Origin of the sequence: Pseudomonas marginalis (assembly GCF_008692035.1) — a bacterium.
Taxonomy (GTDB): domain Bacteria; phylum Pseudomonadota; class Gammaproteobacteria; order Pseudomonadales; family Pseudomonadaceae; genus Aquipseudomonas; species Aquipseudomonas marginalis.
In genome coordinates, this window is the sequence record NZ_VTFG01000005.1 from 49586 (window position 1) to 66719 (window position 17134).

Here is a 17134-nt window from a genome sequence, read left to right on the forward strand (position 1 = left end):
ATTGAAACGTAATCGTCCGATAATCGCCCAATAAAGCAACCACAATAGATTGACTCTCCATCAGGCCAGCCATTTAATGGATCCATTAAATAAAAACAATCCGCCGCCTGGAGAGTCATCATGTACCCCAAGAACACTTGGTATGTCGCCTGCACCCCCGATGAAATCGCACACAAGCCCCTGGGTCGACAGATCTGCGGCGAAAAGATGGTGTTTTATCGTGGCCAGGAAGGCGCCGTGGTGGCGGTCGAGGACTTCTGCCCCCATCGCGGCGCGCCGCTTTCACTGGGGTATGTCGAGAACGGCAACCTGGTCTGCGGCTACCACGGCCTGGTCATGGGCGGCGACGGCAAGACCGTGGAAATGCCCGGCCAGCGGGTACGTGGTTTTCCCTGCAACAAGACCTTTGCCGCCGTTGAACGCTACGGCTTCATCTGGGTATGGCCCGGCGATCAGGCCCAGGCCGACCCGGCGCTGATCCACCACCTGGAATGGGCCGTGAGTGACCAATGGGCCTACGGCGGCGGGCTGTTCGATATCCAGTGCGACTACCGCCTGATGATCGACAACCTGATGGACCTGACCCACGAAACCTATGTGCACGCCTCCAGCATCGGCCAGAAGGAAATCGACGAAGCGCCGCCCGTGACCACGGTGGACGGCGATGAAGTGGTCACGGCCCGGCACATGGAAAACATCATGGCCCCGCCGTTCTGGCGCATGGCCCTGCGCGGCAATAACCTGGCCGATGACGTGCCGGTGGACCGCTGGCAGATCTGCCGCTTCACCCCGCCCAGCCATGTATTGATCGAAGTCGGCGTGGCCCACGCCGGCAAAGGTGGCTATAACGCCGCCCCCGAACACAAGGCTGCGAGCATCGTGGTCGACTTCATCACCCCGCAAACCGAGACCTCGATCTGGTACTTCTGGGGCATGGCGCGCAACTTCAACCCCCACGACGAGGCACTGACCGCAAGCATTCGCGAGGGCCAGGGCAAGATTTTCAGCGAGGACCTGGAGATGCTCGAACGCCAGCAACAGAACCTGCTGGCCCATCCGCAGCGCAACCTGCTCAAGTTGAATATCGACGCGGGTGGCGTGCAGTCACGCAAGATCCTGGAGCGACTGATTGCCAAGGAACGCGCCCTCGAAGCGCAACTGATCGCCACCACCACCGCCTGAACAGCGCGACAACTTTGCGAGGACTGAACATGATCGATGTGGTGGTGGTATCCCGTAACAACGAAGCCCAGGACATTTGCAGCTATGAGCTGGCCAGTGTCGATGGCCAGCCGCTGCCGGCCTTCAGTGCCGGCGCGCATATTGACGTGCACCTGCCCGATGGGGTTATCCGGCAATATTCCCTGTGCAATCACCCCGAAGAACGTCATCGCTACCTGATCGGCGTGCTCAAGGACCCGGCGTCCCGGGGCGGCTCGCGCAGCCTGCACGAGCAGGTCCACGAGGGCACCCGCCTGACCATCAGCGAGCCACGCAACCTGTTCCCCCTGGCCCACGACGCGCGCCGCAGCCTGCTGTTTGCCGGTGGCATCGGCATCACTCCGATCCTGTGCATGGCCGAGCGCCTGGCCCATGTAGGTGCCGACTTCGAGCTGCATTACTGCGCCCGCGCCCGTGAGCGTGCGGCGTTTGTGCAGCGGCTCGAGGCGTCGCCGTTTGCCGCGCGGGTGTTCCTGCATTTCGATGAGCAGCCCCACACCGCGCTGAACATCGCCGAAGTGCTGGCAGCGCCCGCCGATGACGTGCACCTGTATGTCTGCGGCCCCGGCGGGTTCATGCAGCATGTGCTCGACAGCGCACGCGCGCAGGGCTGGCAGGAAGACTGCCTGCACCGCGAATACTTCAGCGCGGCACCGGTGGACAGCAGCCTCGACGGCGGCTTTTCGGTGAAGCTCGGCAGCAGCGGCCAGGTCTTTGAAATTCCCGCCGACAAGACCGTGGTCCAGGTCCTGGAAAGCCACGGCATAGAGATTGCCGTGTCCTGCGAACAGGGGATTTGCGGCACCTGCCTGACCCGTGTGCTGGAGGGCATACCGGAGCACCGCGACCTGTTCCTCACCGAACAGGAACAGGCCCTGAATGACCAGTTCACCCCCTGCTGCTCGCGCTCGAAAACCCCGCTGCTGGTACTCGATATCTGACAGGGTTCACGACGCGGGCAAAATCACCTTCATGCGCGCGGCGGCGGTGGCTGAGCTGAAGATCTCGGCATAGCGCAACGTCGCATTGGCGTGTTCGCGCATGATGGCTTCGGCCCGCGCGCCCTGGCGATTGACCAGGGCATCGAAAACCGAATGATGCTGCATGTGGGCATAGTTGAAGCGTCGGTACTCGCGGGCCATGTCCTCGCGATCCACCGCCAGCGCGGTCACCGAGGCGAACGGCAGGTGATCATTGCGGGCCAGCGCGTCGGCGATCGCCGGGTTGTGGCTGCCTTCGACGATGACCTGGTGAAAGCGCATGTTCAGGTCGTGATAGACCTCAAGGTCATCCTCGGTCACGTAGCCCTTTTCGAACAGTTGATCGCCTTCCACCAGGCAGCGCTCCAGCGCCGCACGCGCCGCAGCGGACAAGCCCTGCTCGGCGGCTTGCCGTGCCGCCAGGCCTTCCAGGACGCCGCGCACTTCGACGGCGCCGGCAATGTCGCTGGGGCTGACCGAGCGCACCTGATAGCCACGCCCGCCAAACGGCACCAGCAGTCCTTCCTGCTCAAGGGTACGAAAGGCCATGCGCACCGGCATGCGCGACACGCCGAACAGCTGCGCCGTGGGAATCTCCATCAGCCGCTCGCCCGCCGCCAACTCCCCGCTGGCAATCATCTTGCGCAGTGCAACCAGCACCAATTGACCGGGTTTACTCATCCAGGCAACTTCCAGAAAACGTGAGCCGCCATGGTACCGCAAGTAGTACTGCAAGCACCTGGCCGCGTCAGATGAACGCCAGCGCTGCCCGTGCCCCGTCTATGGCGCCCAGGTGCTGCGCCAGCCGCGACGGCAGGTAATCGAAAAAGAACCCGGCGCTTTGCAGCTTGGCGGCGCGCAGCGGATCGTCTTCGCGCAGGGCCCTGGAGACCCGCGCGGCCCGCGCCCAGGCAAAGGCCAGCAACGCCACGCCACAGAGCTGGAGGAAATCCGGCGCCGCCCGATAGGGGTATTCACTGTCCTCATGGGTGCGTTCACGGATGGCGTGCACCACACTGGCCAACGCGTCGCACAGGTTGGCCAACGCGCCGGAAAAGCCTGCGCATTCCTCATACTGCGCGCCCTGCCCGGCCTCGGCGCGCAATTCGGCCAGCAGCAGGCCAAAGGCTCGACCCTCATCCCCCAGCACCTTGCGCAGCAACAGGTCATTGGCCTGGATCTCGTTACTGCCCTCGTAGATCATCGCGATGCGACTGTCCCGCAGGGTTTGCTCGATGGCGAACTCGGTGACGTAGCCGTAACCGCCGAACACCTGCAGCCCCTGGCTGGCCTGGCGAAAGCCCTGTTCGGTGAAAAACGCCTTGATGATGGGGGTCAGCAGCGGCGCCAACTGCGCCGCCGACGGGTCCTGGCCGTGCTCGGCCTGATCAAGCAGGTGCGCCGCCCAATAGCCGATGGCGCGCATGCCCTCGCTGGTGGTGCGCAGCTCCAGCAACACGCGGCGCATGGCCGGGTGATAACGGATCGGGTCAGCCGCCTGGGCCACCACCTCTTCCGGCCTTGACGGCGCACGCATCTGCAAGCGCTCGGCGGCGTACTGGCGGGCGTTCTGCCAGGCCGCCTCGACATGCCCCAGGCCTTGCAGGCCCACATGCAGGCGCGCCGAATTCATCATCACGAACATCGCCGCCAGGCCGCGATTGGGCTCGCCGACCAGCCAGCCCTGGGCGGCGTCGAACACCAGGGAGCAGGTGGCGCTGCCCTTGATGCCCATCTTGTGTTCGATGCCGTCGCAGTGCACGCCATTGGCCTGGCCATCGTCCAGCTGCCTGGGCACCAGGAACAGTGAAATGCCACGGCTGCCCGGCGGCGCATCGGGCAGGCGCGCCAGCACCAGGTGCAGGATATTCGCCGTGAGGTCGTGCTCGCCGCCGGAGATAAACAGCTTGCTGCCGCTGAGGCGATAACTGCCATCCGCCTGGGGTTGCGCGCGACAGCGCAGCAAGCCGACATCGCTGCCGGCCTGGGGCTCGGTCAGGCACATGGTGGGCAAGGCCTGGCCGCTGACGATGTCGGGCAGGTAGCGCGCCTGCAACCATGGGGCGGCGTGGGCCTTGAGACACAGGTAGGCACCGTGGGCGATCCCGGTGTACATGGCCCAGGCGTGGTTGCTGGCATAGAGCATCTCTTGCAGCGCCGCATCGAGCAGTTGCGGCAAGCCCTGCCCGCCCTGCTCCTCGGCACACGCCAGCGCCGGCCAGCCCCCCTCGACATAGGCGCGATAGGCCTCGACGAAGCCGTCCGGGGTGCTGACCCGGCCCGCCTGCCAGCGGCAGCCCTGGCGATCACCGCTGCTATTCAACGGCGCCAGCACGCCCTGGCTGAAGCGTGCCGCCTCCTCCAGCACCTGTACCGCCAGCGGCAGGTCCAGGGCCGCGAATGCCGGGTGGCGCTGCCAGGTATCGGGCGCCTGCAGCCAGTGTTCCAGGACAAATTGCATATCGCCCAGGGGCGCCTCATAGCTCCACATCGGAACACCTCATCGACAAAAAAGAATCGTGCGCTTCAAGCCCGGTAGGCAGGGTTCTCGATCAGCAACGCCATGCCCTGCCCGCCGCCCACGCACGCCGCGGCAATCCCGTAGCGCAGGTTGTGCTGGCGCAGTTGCCGGGCCAGGGTCATCACCAGGCGCAGGCCGGTGGCAGCCAACGGATGCCCCAGGGCAAGGGAACCGCCCTCGACGTTGAGGCGGCTGCTGTCCAGCTCCAGTTCATGGGCAACCGCCAGTACCTGGGCGGCCTGGGCTTCGTTGATTTCGAAGCGGCCGATGTCGCCCAGGTTCAAGCCGCTGCGTTGCAGCAGCAGGCGGATCGCCGGTGCCGGGCCGATGCCCATGAACTCGGGGGCCACACCGACCACCGCGCTGGCCAGCAGCCGCGCCAGGGCCGGGCGCGTGCAGGCCGAGGCACGCCCCACCAAAGCCGCCGCCGCACCATCGACCACCGCGCAACTGTTGCCGGCGGTTTGCACGCCGCCTGGATGCACGGCGCGCAAGCGCGTCAGGGCTTCAAGGTCGGTAGGACGTGGGTGGCTGTCGGCGCTGACGGCACTCTCCCGGCGCGCCAGGCTGATGCCCCTGGGCTGGTACCCCTCAAGCTCGAACACCTGGTTATCGACCGTGACGATTTCTTCCGCCCACGCGCCCTCACGTTGCGCCTGCAAGGCACGCTGGTGGCTGTCGCAGGCGTAGCGGTCCACGGCCTTGCGGCTCAGGCCATAACGGCGCGCAAGATTGTCGGCGGTGGCGATCATGTCCAGGCCGGGGGCCGGGTCGTACAGGGCCTCCCAGAGAAAATCCTTGAATTGCACCTCGCCGCCGAGGCGAAACCCATCCCGATGGGTGTAGGCCGCAATCGGGTTGCGCGACATGGATTCACTGGCCACGCACAGCGCCAGTTGCACCTCGTCGCGCAGTTGTTCAGCGGCCTGGCGCAGCAGCTCGAAACCGGTGGCGCAGATGCGCTGCACCCCCAGTGCCGGGACTGCTTGCGCCACCCCGCTGTACAGGCCGATATGCCGGGGCAGCAAGTAGGCATCGAAACTGGCCTGGGCCATGGAGCCGGCCAGCACGCTGTCCACGGCCTGTGGCTCGATGCCGGCCCGGGCCAGTACTTCGCGGCCCACCTTGATTCCCAAATCGATAGGCGACACCTGGGACAGTGCACCGCCAAGGTCGACCCACGGCGTGCGCACCGCCGCGAAAATCGCCGCATCGGCAAACGCCGAGTACTGCCCGGCGCAGTTCAAGGCTTGGGCCCGGCGCGCAGGATCGCAGGGTCTTCACCGCGATACAGCGCCTCGACCCTGGCCGCGCGCCATTGCAGCACGGCGCGCTGGTTGACCGAACCCTTGTCGGTGATTTCCCCGCGATCGATGGACGCTGGCTCGTCGAGCAGGGCAATCCATTCCAGGCGACTGGCATTGCCGGTGGCCTCGCGGTTGAGGCGCTGCAACCAGTCGCCGAACCACTGGCGTACCGGTGCGCTGCCCAGCACCTCAGCGTCGCTGGCGTCGGCGCTCAAGCCGGCCAGCCGACGGCACTCGTAGAGCCGGGGGAATACCAGGGCGCCCAGGCATTCGCGGTCCGGCGCGGCAATCACCAGGTCCTGCACATAGGGCGCGCCGTCGAGCACCGCGCGATTGCGCAACGGGCCGACACTGACAAACACCCCGGAAGACAACTTGAAATCCTCGGCAATCCGCCCGTCGAACATCAGCCCCAATTGCGGCTGGTGCGGGTCGGCGAGCTTGATCGCGTCACCTGAACAGTAGAAACCCTGGTCGTCGAACACCTCGGCGGTTTGCTCCGGCGCCCGCCAGTACCCCGGCATGATGTGCGGCCCGCGGAAGCGCCCTTCGAACTTGCCGTCCAACGGCACCAGGCGCACCTCGCAGCCCGGCGCGGGCAAGCCGATGTAGCCGGCCATGGACAACGGCCCGGTGGTGAAGGTGCAGGACGGCGCGGCTTCGGTCATGCCCAGCCCGGCCATCATGCGGATACGTTCACCGCAGTGCTGTTCGGCCACGCGGTCGAGGCGATCCCAGATACTTTGCGACAGGCCGGCGGCGGCGAAGAAGAACAGTTTCATCCGCGCAAAAAAGCGTTCACGCAACTCGGCGTCCTGTTCCAGGGCGTTGACCAGTTCTTCCCAGCCCTTGGGCACCGTCAGGTAGGCCGTGGGCGAGATGTCCTTGAGGTTGCGCAGGGTCTCGGCAAAGCCCTGGGCGGTCGGCTTGCCGTCGTCGAGGTAAAAGGTGCCGCCGTTGTAGAGCACGATGCCGACGTTATGGCTGCCACCGAAGGTGTGGTTCCACGGCAGCCAGTCCACCAGCACCGGCGGTTCCTCACCGAACACCGGGAACGTCTGCAGCAGCATTTGCTGGTTGGCACAAAGCATGCGCTGGGTGGTGATCACCGCCTTGGGCAACTTGGTCGAACCCGAGGTGAACAGGAACTTGGCGATGCTGTCGGGGCCGGTGGCCTGGAACGCCGCGTCGGCCTCGGCGGCGCCCGGCGTTTGCAGCAGGCTGGCGAAGCTGGCCTGAGTGCGCCCAGGCACGTGGCCGCGCACGCTGATCAGCGGGGTCTCGGCCGGCAGGACGGCGTCGATGGCGCGCTGGTAAGCCGCCGCATCGCTGACGAACACCAGCCCCGGTTGCAACAGGTTGCACACATGCCGCAGCTTGGCGAAATCCTGGGACAACAACGAATACGCCGGCGACACCGGGCAGTAAGGAATACCGGCGTACATCGCGCCGAGGGCAACCTGCAAATGCTCGATGTCGTTGCCCGACAGCAAGGCCAGCGGCTTATGCGCCGAGAGCCCGTAACTCAACAGGCCCTGGGCAATCGCACGCACGCTGTCGAGCATCTCGCGGTAGCTGACCCGGCGCCAATCACCACCGGCCTGGCGGGCCGCGATAAACGTCTGCTCGGGGCGCACCCGGGCCCAATGCACCAGGCGATCGAGCAGGCGCGCCGGCAACTCGGCCAGGGGCTCCAGGGAGCGCATATGCAGCACGCCGTGTTCTTCAGTGACCGCCACCGCTGCGTGGCCGATGGAGACCTCGCGGTATCGCGGTGCGGGCTGGGGTTGCGGTCTGAATTCGGAACTCACAAGGGTGTCCTCCAGCAAGGCGGGTCAACGCCGCCTTGTTATTGTTATGTCGCGACGCCTGCTCAGATCGGGTAATGCCGTGGCCCGTTCTGCAAGGTCACCCAGCGCAATTGCGTGAAGTGCTCGATCGAGGCCTTGCCGCCGAAGCTGCCGTAGCCGCTGGACTTGACCCCGCCAAACGGCATCTGCGCCTCGTCATGCACGGTCGGGCCGTTGATATGGCAAATGCCCGACTCGACACGCTGGGCCAGGGCCAGTGCACGCCCGGTGTCACGGCTGAAGATCGCCGCCGAGAGGCCGAACTCGGAGTCGTTGGCCAGGCGCAACAAGGCTTCATCCCCGTCACCGCGCAGCAGTACCGCCACCGGACCGAAGGATTCTTCGCGGTACAGGCGCATATGCTCGGTAACGCCATCGATCAGGGTCGGCTGCAGGATGCTGCCGTCCAGTTGGCCACCCACCACCAGCCGCGCGCCCTTGGCGAGGGCATCGTCGATCAGGGCCTTGATGCGTGTGCCGGCGCCGGCGTCCACCAGGGAACCCAGAACCGAATCCGCTGCAATGGGATCGCCTGCGCGCAGGGTCGCGACCTTGGCCGCCAGCTTGGCGGTGAACGCATCGGCGACCTTGGCATCGACAATCAGGCGCTCGGTGGACATGCAAATCTGGCCCTGGTTGAAATAGGCGCCAAAGGCCGCCGCTGCCACCGCCGCGTCGAGGTCGGCGTCGTCGAGCACCAGCAACGGCGCCTTGCCGCCCAGTTCCAGCAAGGCCGGCTTGAGGTGACGCGCCGAGAGTTCGCCGACAATCCGCCCCACATGGGTCGAGCCGGTGAAGTTGACCCGGCGCACGGCCGGGTTGGCGATCAGCCGCTCGACAATCGCAGCGGCATCCGCCGGGGCATTGCTGATGACATTGACCACGCCATCGCCCAGGCCGGCGTCCTGCAACACCTGGCCAATCAGGCGGTGCACCGCAGGGCTCAGCTCCGAGGCCTTGAGCACCACGGTATTGCCGCAGGCCAACGGCATGGCGATGGCGCGGGTGGCGAGGATCACCGGGGCATTCCACGGCGCGATGCCCAGTACCACGCCGCAAGGCTGACGCAAGGCCATGGCGAAACTGCCGGGGACATCGGAGGGGATCACTTCACCGGTGATCTGGGTGGTCATCGACGCCGCTTCGCGCAGCATATTGGCCGCCAGGCGCACGTTGAAGCCATACCAGTTGGCCATGGCGCCGGTCTCGCCGGCGGCGGCAATGAATTCGGCGCTGCGCGCCTGCAATTGCTCGGCGGCATTGAGCAGGCGGGTGCGGCGTTCGTTGGGTGCCAGCGCCGCCCACGCGGGGAACGCGGCGTGGGCGGCCGCTACGGCGGCGTCGGCATCTTCCAGGGTGGCGGCGGCCACCCGCGAGACCACTTCACCGGTCACCGGGTTGCGGCGCTCGAAGGTTCGACCGTCACGGGCGGGGCACGACTGGCCGCCGATCAACAGGGGCACGTCCAGCATGGTGATTCCTCTTTATTGTCTTTATCGGGAATACGTTCAAGCAGGGTACAACGGCGCGGCCAGGCGGCCGCGCCCTTCAGCGTTTATACGCCTGCAGGCCAGGCTTGATGCTCTTGTCGTCGAGGAACTGCTTCATGCCCTGCTCGCGACCGCCTTCGGTGTCGAGCAGGCGCGACTGATCGAGCTTGGCGTAGAGGTAATCCTCGTTCTGCTCCCAGGTCAATTCGCGGCAGCGCTTGAAGCCATGCTTGGCGGCACGCAGCACCACCGGGTTTTTCTCCAGCAGGTTGCGCGCCAGTTCAATGGTCACTTCGCGCAGTTGAGCCAGCGGCACGCTTTCGTTGACCAGGCCCATTTCGGCGGCTTTCTGCCCGCCAAAGGTCTTGCCGGTCATGATGTAGTACAGCGATTGGCGATGGCCCACGGTGTCGGCCATGGCCTTGCTCACCAGGTTGCCCGGCGGGATGCCCCAGTTGATTTCCGAAAGGCCGAAGGTCGCTTCGTCCGCACAGATCGCCAGGTCGCAGGCCACCAGCGGGCTGAAGCCACCGCCGAAGCACCAGCCATTGACCATGGCGATGGTCGGCTTGGCGTACATGCGCAGCAGTTTCCATTGCCATTGCGAGGCTTCGCGACGGATTTTTTCCTGGAGGATTTCCGGGCCGGCGTCCACTTCGCGGAAGTATTCCTTGAGGTCCATGCCGGCGGTCCAGGCTTCGCCCGCGCCAGTCAGCACCAGCACGCCGGCGGCAGGGTCCTGCTCGAGGGTTTCGAGGACGTCGATCATTTCCCGGTTCAGGGTCGGGCTCATGGCGTTGCGTTTTTCCGGACGATTGAGAATGACCCAGGCGATGCCTTCTTCGATCTCAACCTTGACGGTGGTCCAACGGCCTTCGTAATTGCTCATGGCGGTACGCTCTTGTTCTGGGTTTGAAGATGATTCGAAATTAAACCGCAAATATAGTTATGTCAATTAACCATTAATCCGGATAACCAATATTTTTACGCGATGAAACCTGCGTTTTCCAGGCGTTGTGAAAAGCCGGCATAGCCATGGCGCGCCAACCCCGGCAAACTAGATAGCCTTCTTAACCTCCACCTTCTGAGGATTGCACTGCCAATGGCCAAGCCTTCCACCATCGCCGCCGCCAGCCAGGCCCTGCCCGACAACGACGAGGTACGGCCGCCGCTGGATTCAGCCCTGGACGATCTGATCGGCTACGCCATGCGCCGCGCCCAGCTCAAGCTGTTCCAGAACCTGATCGGCCGGCTGTCGGACCACGACCTGCGCCCTGCACAGTTCTCGGCCCTGGCGATCATCGAGCAGAACCCCGGGCTGATGCAGGCCGACCTGGCCCGCGCCCTGGCCATCGAGCCGCCCCAGGTAGTGCCGTTGCTGAACAAGCTGGAAAGCCGCGCCCTCGCCGTGCGGGTGCGCTGCAAGCCGGACAAGCGCTCCTACGGGATCTTCCTCAGCAAGAGCGGCGAAATCCTGCTCAAGGAACTCAAGGCCATCGCCGCCCAGAGTGACCTGGACGCCACGGCCGCCCTTGACGCCCAGGAACGCGAAGAGCTGCTGCGCCTGCTGAAGAAGGTCTATCAGGACTGAGCGGCCTACCAGAGCGCCACGGTGTAGAGGACCAGGAAACGGGTCTGGTTTTCATCGCGAAACGCCGCGCCGCTCGGGAAGTCATTGCGGTAGATCGACTTGCGCGCCATGAACCCGACGTTCTTCAGCGGGCCGTCCTGGATCACATACCCCAACTCCATCTGGAACTCGCGCTCCTTGCGGTCCTCGGCATTGAAAGCGGCCAGTTCGATGTTGTCGCCGCGCACATAGCGCAGCCGACTCTTGAGCCCCGGCACACCCGCTGCGGCGAAGTCGTAGTCATAGATGGCTTGCCAGGTGCGCTCCTTGGCGTTGAGAAAGTCCGAGCTCATGGTCAGCTCGCTCATGCCCATCAACTCGGTGCCGGAGATATAGGGTGTGGCCGTCTCCCCGCTTGAGTGCATGTAGCCAAGGCTGACGCGATGGCCGCCCAGGCGATAGCCGAACAGCGCCGAGAGGTTGCGGTTATCCACCTTGCCCGCCTTGGCACTGCCGTCCTCGCGGCTGAAAAAGCTGCGCAGGTCGCTGGTGAGCACGCCATCGCCCAACGGCAGGTTGTGCAGCAGTGCCAGGGTGTCCTGCTGGTAGAGGTCGGCGACCTGGGAGTGATAGACGCGCAGGCTGAGGTCTTTGTTGACCTGATAGTCCCCGCCCATATACGCCAGGTGCGACGTGGTGGCGGTGGCGTTGAACCGCCGGTTGGGCGAAGCGATGGTCATGGCCTGGTAGTCGGTGGAGTCGCGCTTGTTGATGCGGTCGATGTAGCCGGTGTTGAAGGTCAGGCCATCGATGTCCTTGGAGCTCAAGGTGGTGCCGCGAAAGGTTTGCGGCAACAGGCGCGACGGGCTGGCAAAGGCGAACGGCAGGAAGATCGACACATCGCCGGCCTTCACCGTGGTTTGCGCAAACCGCAGCTTGGCAGTCGGGGCCAGGCGCGAGTACTCATCGGCGGAGCGCTTGTCGCTGGCCGACACCGGCAGCAACTCGGTGCCGCTGCGGTCCGGCGACGAGTCGAGCTTGACCCCCATCAACCCGCGCACATCCAGGCCGAAGCCCACCGGGCCCGGGGTGTAGCCCGATTCCAGGTTGAGGATGAACGCCTGGGCCCATTCCCGCGCGGCGGTCTTCGCTCCGTCGTCCTTGTAGTCGCGGTCCAGGTAGTAATTGCGCAAGGTCAAGGTGCCGTGGCTGTCGTCGATAAAGCCTGCGGCCCATAGCGAAGTGGGCAAGACGCTCAAGGCCAGGCATGCCATGAGCAGGCGTGGGGTATTGTTCGACACACAGGCGACGGGCGCCGTTGCAACGGCGTGCTCCATAGGGAGTTCTGGCATGTTCGATGTCCATTTTTTGTTGTTGTTTTTGGGGTGGCACACGCTCGGCCCGGTCGGCTTCGCGAGCCAAGAATGGAAACAGCCGGCGGTGCCCGTCAACCGCAACTGAGCGATAATCGAACATTAATAAAGCTATCTATTTTTTAGTTGCATATGAATCAACATCGCAAGCTAATGAATTACATGGATTTATTCATGTTTTATGGGCGGATTAATCCACGATTCATTTTTTAGTTATCTTTGTTATCTTAATCACCAGCAGCCACTCGCGCTCGTCACCACAACAAAAACAACAATGAGGTTTGCCCATGGACAGTCCATCGCGTCGTTCGACGCTGACTATTGCGTTGTGCTTTATCGTTGCGCTGATCGAAGGGTTCGATCTGCAGGCCGCCGGCACTGCCGCCGCCGGGTTACGTCAAACGTTCGCCCTGGATCCGAAGATGCTCGGCTGGGTGTTCAGCGTCGGCATCATCGGCCTGCTGCCGGGGGCGTTCTTCGGCGGCTGGGTCGCCGACCGCATCGGGCGCAAGAAAATCCTGGTGGGTGCCGTGCTGCTGTTCGGGCTGTTTTCCCTGAGCACCGCGTTTGTCGACAGCTACGCCAGCCTGTTGCTGGTGCGCTTTCTCACCGGCCTGGGCCTGGGCGCCGCACTGCCCAACCTGATCGCGCTGTGCGCCGAAGCAGTGAGCGAACGCAACCGGGGCACGGCCATCAGCGTGATGTACTGCGGGGTGCCGCTGGGTGGCGCATTGGCCGCGGTGGTGGCGATGTTTTCCAGTGAGCACTGGCAGACCACCTTTATCATCGGTGGCCTGGCGCCGTTGCTCGCCGTGCCGTTGATGATCCTGCTGCTGCCGGAGTCCAGCGCCTTTCGCCAACAGCGCGACACTACGCACGGCGCCCGCCCTTCTACCGGCCAGGCGCTGTTCGGCGAAGGTCGCGCCCGCACCACATTGGCGTTGTGGCTCAGCTATTTCTTCACCCTGACCGTGATGTACATGCTGCTTAACTGGCTGCCGTCGCTGTTGCTGGAGCAGGGTTTCAGCAAACCCCAGGCGGGCATGGTGCAGATGCTCTTCAATATCGGCGGCGCCCTCGGCTCGCTGCTCGGCGGCGTGCTGCTGGACCGCTGCAATGCCGTCAAAGTGGTGCTGGGTGTGTATGCCGGGTTGCTGGCGGCATTGGCCGGAGTCGGGTTGTCGGTGGGCATCGTGCCCATGGCCATCGCCGGTTTTGCCGCCGGCCTGTTCGTGATGGCCGCGCAGTTGGTGCTGTACGCATCGGCACCGCCCTCCTACCCGACCTCGGTACGCGCCACCGGTGTCGGTGCCGCGGTGGCCGTCGGCCGCCTGGGTTCGGTGGCCGGGCCGCTGGCGGCCGGGCAACTGCTCGCCGCCGGCGCCGGCACCGCCGGGGTACTGCTGGCGACCTCCCCCGGGGTGGTGATTGCCGCACTGACCATCATCAGCGTGATGGTGCGTACGGCGCCCACTAGAACTTATGCAGCCAATTGAGCACCAGTTTGTTGCCCTGCGTGCGGTTCTCCGCCTGCTGCTCGAAGTAGGCGTTTACCGATAGCACGTCTTCCTTGCTGAACCCGTAGACCAGGCCTGGGCCAATGGCCCAGACCTTCTCCCGGCGCCCGCTCACGGCGTGCCCATCGACCTGGGTGTCGGTGATCTGCTTCAACCAGTAGCCGTTAACCCCCACGCTCAGTTGCTGGCTCACGGCATATTGCAGGGTCAGGTTGGCATGCAACGCCTGCCCGGCCTGGGTATCGGAAACATCCCCGAAGCCTGCCTGCGGATCATCGTTCTTGCCATTCCACAGGTACATGAACCGCCCGCTCGTCGACCACTTCGGGCTGAACCAGTACGTCGCCGCGTAATACGGGTTGAATGACCAGAAGTTGCTGCCTGGGTTGATCGAGCGCTTGCGGTCATAGGCGCCCACCGGCACCGAGATATCGGCTTCGATACGTTGGGTCAACAGCGGGCTGCCATCGGCGCGGCTCAGGGTCGGCAGTTGCAGGAAGGGCCCCACAATCACATCACCAAAGCCGGCGCGAGAACTCAGGGCCGCATTGTTCAACCCGTCGTCGACATCCACATGGGCCAGGGAGGTGTTGATCAGGGTGAATCCGGGCATCGCGCCATTCGCCAAGGGTTGGCCGAGGTAGATGATCTGTGTGGTAGGCGCCACCACTTCCACGTCCTGGTTGGGCAGTGCCAGCTTGTGGCCGTTGGCATCATTGAAACGGCTGGCCCGGGAGTACGTCAGGTATTCCTCCAGGTACCAGCCCGGGCCGGCGGGTGCCGGTGAGCCGTCGTAGAAACTGGTGCTGCCCAGGTTGAGGCCGGGCAAGTCGTAAGCATGTGCAGTCGATGACAGTGCGATAAAGGTCCCGGCCGCAACCGTCCGCAAGATAGGCTTGAGCATCTTGTATGTCCTGTATTTTTGTTGTTGTTCAAGACCCCCGGCACGGTGGATCCGCACCGGGGTTTACCGCTGTAGCAACCCCTACACGTAGGTCGCCGCCAACCCACCGTCCACCGGCAGATTGACCCCGTTGACCCAGCGCGCGGCGTCGGAGCAAAGAAAGGCGATCACCGCCGCCACCTCATCGGCCAGGGCCGGACGGGTCATGCGCTGGCTGTCCGCGGCCACCCGCTCCGGCCCGAGCATGCTGACAAAATCGTCGAGAATCGGGGTAAACACCGGCCCCGGCGCCACGCAGTTGATACGCACCGCGTGATCGCGAAACCAGCCTTGGGATTGCTGGAAGCTCCACACGATCAGCGCTTCCTTGAAGTACTGATAACAGCTGGCCTGCTCCACCGGATTGGCCGCCAGCCACTGCTGCCCGGCCTCGAAGCTGTGCGTCGCGGCCAGGGCCTTGTGCAGCTCCAGGCGTTGCGGCCACTGCGCACCGAGCACCGAAGCGACATTGACGATGCTGCCGCCCGCCGCCATGCGTGGCAGCAGCGCTTGAGTCAGGTGCCGCAACCCCAGGTAGTTGACCGTGGCCACCGCTTGCACGGGCGCGGTACCGGGCACGCCGGCAATGTTGCACAGCCCGTCGACCCGTGCCGGCAGGCGCGCCACCAGGGCATCGATGCTGGCCGGATCGCCCAGGTCAGCCTGGAAAAAGCCATCCAGGGTCAGTTGCGGTGCATGGCGATCAACGCCGATCACCGTGGCACCCTGGAAGCGCGCGAGCCGCGCAAGCTCGGCGCCAATGCCGGAGGCGACGCCGGTGACGACCAGGGTTTTGTTGTGCAGGTTCATGTTCAAGCCCTCTTGTTTTTGTATAGGCATAGGTGGATCAAAACGGATAGGCAGGTGCAGTGTTCTTCACCGTGACCCACTGCCACTGGCTGTACTCGTCCCAGTCGGCCGGCCCGCCTACGCTGCCGCCATTACCGGAAGCGCCGCGCCCACCAAAGGGGTTGATGCATTCGTCGGCGACGGTCTGGTCATTGATGTGCAGCAGGCCGCAGTCAAGCCGCTCGCCGATGGCCATGGCACGCCCGACCGAAGGCGAGATGATCGCGGCCGAGAGGCCGTACTCGGTGCGGTTGGCCAGCTCGATGGCCTCCTCGTCGGTGGCAAAACTGACCACCGTGGCCACCGGCCCGAAGATTTCATCCTCAAACGCGCGCATGCCTGGCCGCACACCGCTGAGCACGGTGGGCTGGTAGAACAATTGGTCGTATTCGCCACCCGCCTCCAACCGTGCGCCCGCTTGCAGGCTGTCGCTGACGATCTCGTGCACGCGCTGCAATTGCCGTTGGTTGATCAACGGGCCGAGCGCGGCTTCACCGCGGGCGGCATTGCCCACGGTCAACGCCCGGGCCTTGTCCACCAACTTGCGCGTGAGGCGTTCGGCGATGGATTCATGGGCGAGAATCAAGCCGGTGGCCATGCAGATTTGCCCCTGGTGCAGCCAGGCGCCCCAGGCGGCATTGCTCGCGGCCAGGTCGAGGTCGGCGTCTTCGAGAATGATCAGCGGGTTCTTGCCGCCCAGTTCCAGCGCGACTTTTTTCAGGTGTCGTCCGGCCACTTCGGCGACTTTGCGCCCCGCCGCCGTCGACCCGGTGAACGCAATCATCTGCACATTCGGATCGCGGCACAGCGCCTCACCCGCCGGCGCGGCACCGGGCAATACCTGCAGCAGGCCCTTGGGCAAGCCCGCCTCCTCGAACAGCCGGGCGATGAGAAAACCACCGCTGACCGGGGTCTGCGGGTCGGGCTTGAGCACCACCGCATTGCCCGCCGCCAGGGCCGGGGCCACCGAGCGCAGCGACAGCACCAGCGGAAAATTGAACGGTGAAATCACCCCGACCACGCCGTGGGGCTGACGCCGGGCATAGGACAGGCGACCTGCCGCACTGGGCAGCACCAGCCCGTGGGGTTGGGACAACAGCCCCGCCGCCTGATGCAGCAGCACAATCGCCTCGCGCACTTCATGTTCACCCTTGAACAACGCGCCGCCGGTTTCCCGCGCGACGTACAGCGCCAGTTCGGCAAAGGACTGCTGGGCCAGGTCCGCCGCCTTGCGAAACACCTCGGCGCGCTCCCGTGGGCCGAGTGCTGCCCAGGCCGGCTGCGCCAGGGCCGCGCTGCGGCAGGCCACGGCGATGTCGGCCGGGTTGGCCATGGCGCAGCGCATCAGGGGTTCGCCGGTGGCGGGTTCGATCACCGCGATCACGGACCCCGAGGCAGGTATCCAGTCGCCGTTGAACAGGCATTCGGACGCAATGGCCCGCTGTAGCAAGTGGGTGGTTTCAGGTACTGACATGGCAACTCCCGGTTCTTGTAATTGTCATCGCCTGCACAG

At 64.7% G+C, this 17134-nt stretch carries 14 protein-coding genes; 4 read left to right on the forward strand and 10 right to left on the reverse strand.

Going from position 1 to position 17134, the window contains the following annotated elements:
• Nucleotides 1-120: 120 nt before the first annotated feature.
• On the forward strand, nt 121-1182 hold the full coding sequence (locus FX984_RS31825) for an aromatic ring-hydroxylating oxygenase subunit alpha (protein ID WP_146477511.1): 1062 nt from the start codon (nt 121-123) through the stop codon (nt 1180-1182).
• Between the two features lie 29 nt (nt 1183-1211).
• Complete coding sequence (locus tag FX984_RS31830) at nt 1212-2162, forward strand: PDR/VanB family oxidoreductase (protein ID WP_146477508.1); 951 nt, start codon at nt 1212-1214, stop codon at nt 2160-2162.
• A 6-nt stretch (nt 2163-2168) separates the two neighbouring features.
• Here the strand turns inward: FX984_RS31830 and FX984_RS31835 are convergent, their stop codons facing one another.
• From FX984_RS31835 to FX984_RS31860, 6 genes are all read right to left on the reverse strand, one after another.
• A complete protein-coding gene (locus FX984_RS31835; protein ID WP_027603466.1) occupies nt 2169-2882 on the reverse strand; it encodes a GntR family transcriptional regulator in 714 nt (237 codons plus the stop codon).
• 67 nt (nt 2883-2949) lie between these two features.
• Nucleotides 2950-4692: an acyl-CoA dehydrogenase gene (locus FX984_RS31840; protein WP_027603465.1), complete on the reverse strand. Its 1743-nt coding sequence runs from the start codon at nt 4690-4692 to the stop codon at nt 2950-2952.
• A 35-nt stretch (nt 4693-4727) separates the two neighbouring features.
• The gene (locus FX984_RS31845) at nt 4728-5969 is read right to left on the reverse strand and encodes a thiolase family protein (RefSeq protein ID WP_146477506.1); all 1242 of its coding nucleotides are present in this window, start codon (nt 5967-5969) and stop codon (nt 4728-4730) included.
• Nucleotides 5966-7840, reverse strand: a complete 1875-nt coding sequence (locus FX984_RS31850) for a feruloyl-CoA synthase (RefSeq protein ID WP_146477503.1) — start codon at nt 7838-7840, stop codon at nt 5966-5968. Before FX984_RS31850 ends, FX984_RS31845 begins: the two co-directional genes overlap by 4 nt.
• 62 nt (nt 7841-7902) lie before the next feature.
• Nucleotides 7903-9351 (reverse strand): aldehyde dehydrogenase, encoded by a 1449-nt coding sequence (locus FX984_RS31855; protein WP_027603462.1) that lies wholly within the window; start codon nt 9349-9351, stop codon nt 7903-7905.
• A gap of 76 nt (nt 9352-9427) precedes the next feature.
• Nucleotides 9428-10258 carry a p-hydroxycinnamoyl CoA hydratase/lyase gene (locus FX984_RS31860; protein WP_010567568.1) on the reverse strand — a complete coding sequence of 277 codons (831 nt, stop codon included), beginning with the start codon at nt 10256-10258 and terminating at the stop codon, nt 9428-9430.
• A 213-nt stretch (nt 10259-10471) separates the two neighbouring features.
• On the opposite strand from FX984_RS31860, the gene FX984_RS31865 reads away from it, so the two are divergent.
• A complete protein-coding gene (locus FX984_RS31865; protein ID WP_027603461.1) occupies nt 10472-10960 on the forward strand; it encodes a MarR family winged helix-turn-helix transcriptional regulator in 489 nt (162 codons plus the stop codon).
• A 5-nt stretch (nt 10961-10965) separates the two neighbouring features.
• On the opposite strand, the gene FX984_RS31870 is transcribed toward FX984_RS31865, so the two are convergent.
• Nucleotides 10966-12291 (reverse strand): OprD family porin, encoded by a 1326-nt coding sequence (locus FX984_RS31870; protein ID WP_146477501.1) that lies wholly within the window; start codon nt 12289-12291, stop codon nt 10966-10968.
• A 308-nt stretch (nt 12292-12599) separates the two neighbouring features.
• Between FX984_RS31870 and mhpT the strand changes: the two genes are divergently transcribed.
• Nucleotides 12600-13808: a 3-(3-hydroxy-phenyl)propionate transporter MhpT gene (gene mhpT / locus FX984_RS31875; protein WP_027603459.1), complete on the forward strand. Its 1209-nt coding sequence runs from the start codon at nt 12600-12602 to the stop codon at nt 13806-13808.
• On the opposite strand, the gene FX984_RS31880 is transcribed toward mhpT, so the two are convergent.
• The 3 genes from FX984_RS31880 to FX984_RS31890 form a co-directional block, all read right to left on the reverse strand.
• Entirely contained in the window at nt 13786-14733 is a 948-nt protein-coding gene (locus FX984_RS31880; RefSeq protein WP_027603458.1) for a SphA family protein, read from the reverse strand. The two genes, mhpT and FX984_RS31880, sit on opposite strands and share 23 nt — an antisense overlap.
• Nucleotides 14734-14814: 81 nt before the next feature.
• Nucleotides 14815-15582, reverse strand: coding sequence for a coniferyl-alcohol dehydrogenase (locus FX984_RS31885; protein WP_027603457.1), 768 nt, complete (start codon nt 15580-15582; stop codon nt 14815-14817).
• Nucleotides 15583-15619: 37 nt separating this feature from the next.
• Nucleotides 15620-17095 (reverse strand): benzaldehyde dehydrogenase, encoded by a 1476-nt coding sequence (locus FX984_RS31890; protein ID WP_027603456.1) that lies wholly within the window; start codon nt 17093-17095, stop codon nt 15620-15622.
• Nucleotides 17096-17134: the final 39 nt, after the last annotated feature.

What these genes read in the sequence shown, in the direction of transcription:
- FX984_RS31825 (WP_146477511.1), top strand. Translation starts at nt 121, where the DNA reads ATGTACCCCAAGAACACTTGGTATGTCGCCTGCACCCCCGATGAAATC.
- FX984_RS31830 (WP_146477508.1), top strand. Translation starts at nt 1,212, where the DNA reads ATGATCGATGTGGTGGTGGTATCCCGTAACAACGAAGCCCAGGACATT.
- FX984_RS31835 (WP_027603466.1), bottom strand. Translation starts at nt 2,882, where the DNA reads ATGAGTAAACCCGGTCAATTGGTGCTGGTTGCACTGCGCAAGATGATT.
- FX984_RS31840 (WP_027603465.1), bottom strand. Translation starts at nt 4,692, where the DNA reads ATGTGGAGCTATGAGGCGCCCCTGGGCGATATGCAATTTGTCCTGGAA.
- FX984_RS31855 (WP_027603462.1), bottom strand. Translation starts at nt 9,351, where the DNA reads ATGCTGGACGTGCCCCTGTTGATCGGCGGCCAGTCGTGCCCCGCCCGT.
- FX984_RS31860 (WP_010567568.1), bottom strand. Translation starts at nt 10,258, where the DNA reads ATGAGCAATTACGAAGGCCGTTGGACCACCGTCAAGGTTGAGATCGAA.
- FX984_RS31865 (WP_027603461.1), top strand. Translation starts at nt 10,472, where the DNA reads ATGGCCAAGCCTTCCACCATCGCCGCCGCCAGCCAGGCCCTGCCCGAC.
- FX984_RS31870 (WP_146477501.1), bottom strand. Translation starts at nt 12,291, where the DNA reads ATGCCAGAACTCCCTATGGAGCACGCCGTTGCAACGGCGCCCGTCGCC.
- mhpT (WP_027603459.1), top strand. Translation starts at nt 12,600, where the DNA reads ATGGACAGTCCATCGCGTCGTTCGACGCTGACTATTGCGTTGTGCTTT.
- FX984_RS31880 (WP_027603458.1), bottom strand. Translation starts at nt 14,733, where the DNA reads ATGCTCAAGCCTATCTTGCGGACGGTTGCGGCCGGGACCTTTATCGCA.
- FX984_RS31885 (WP_027603457.1), bottom strand. Translation starts at nt 15,582, where the DNA reads ATGAACCTGCACAACAAAACCCTGGTCGTCACCGGCGTCGCCTCCGGC.
- FX984_RS31890 (WP_027603456.1), bottom strand. Translation starts at nt 17,095, where the DNA reads ATGTCAGTACCTGAAACCACCCACTTGCTACAGCGGGCCATTGCGTCC.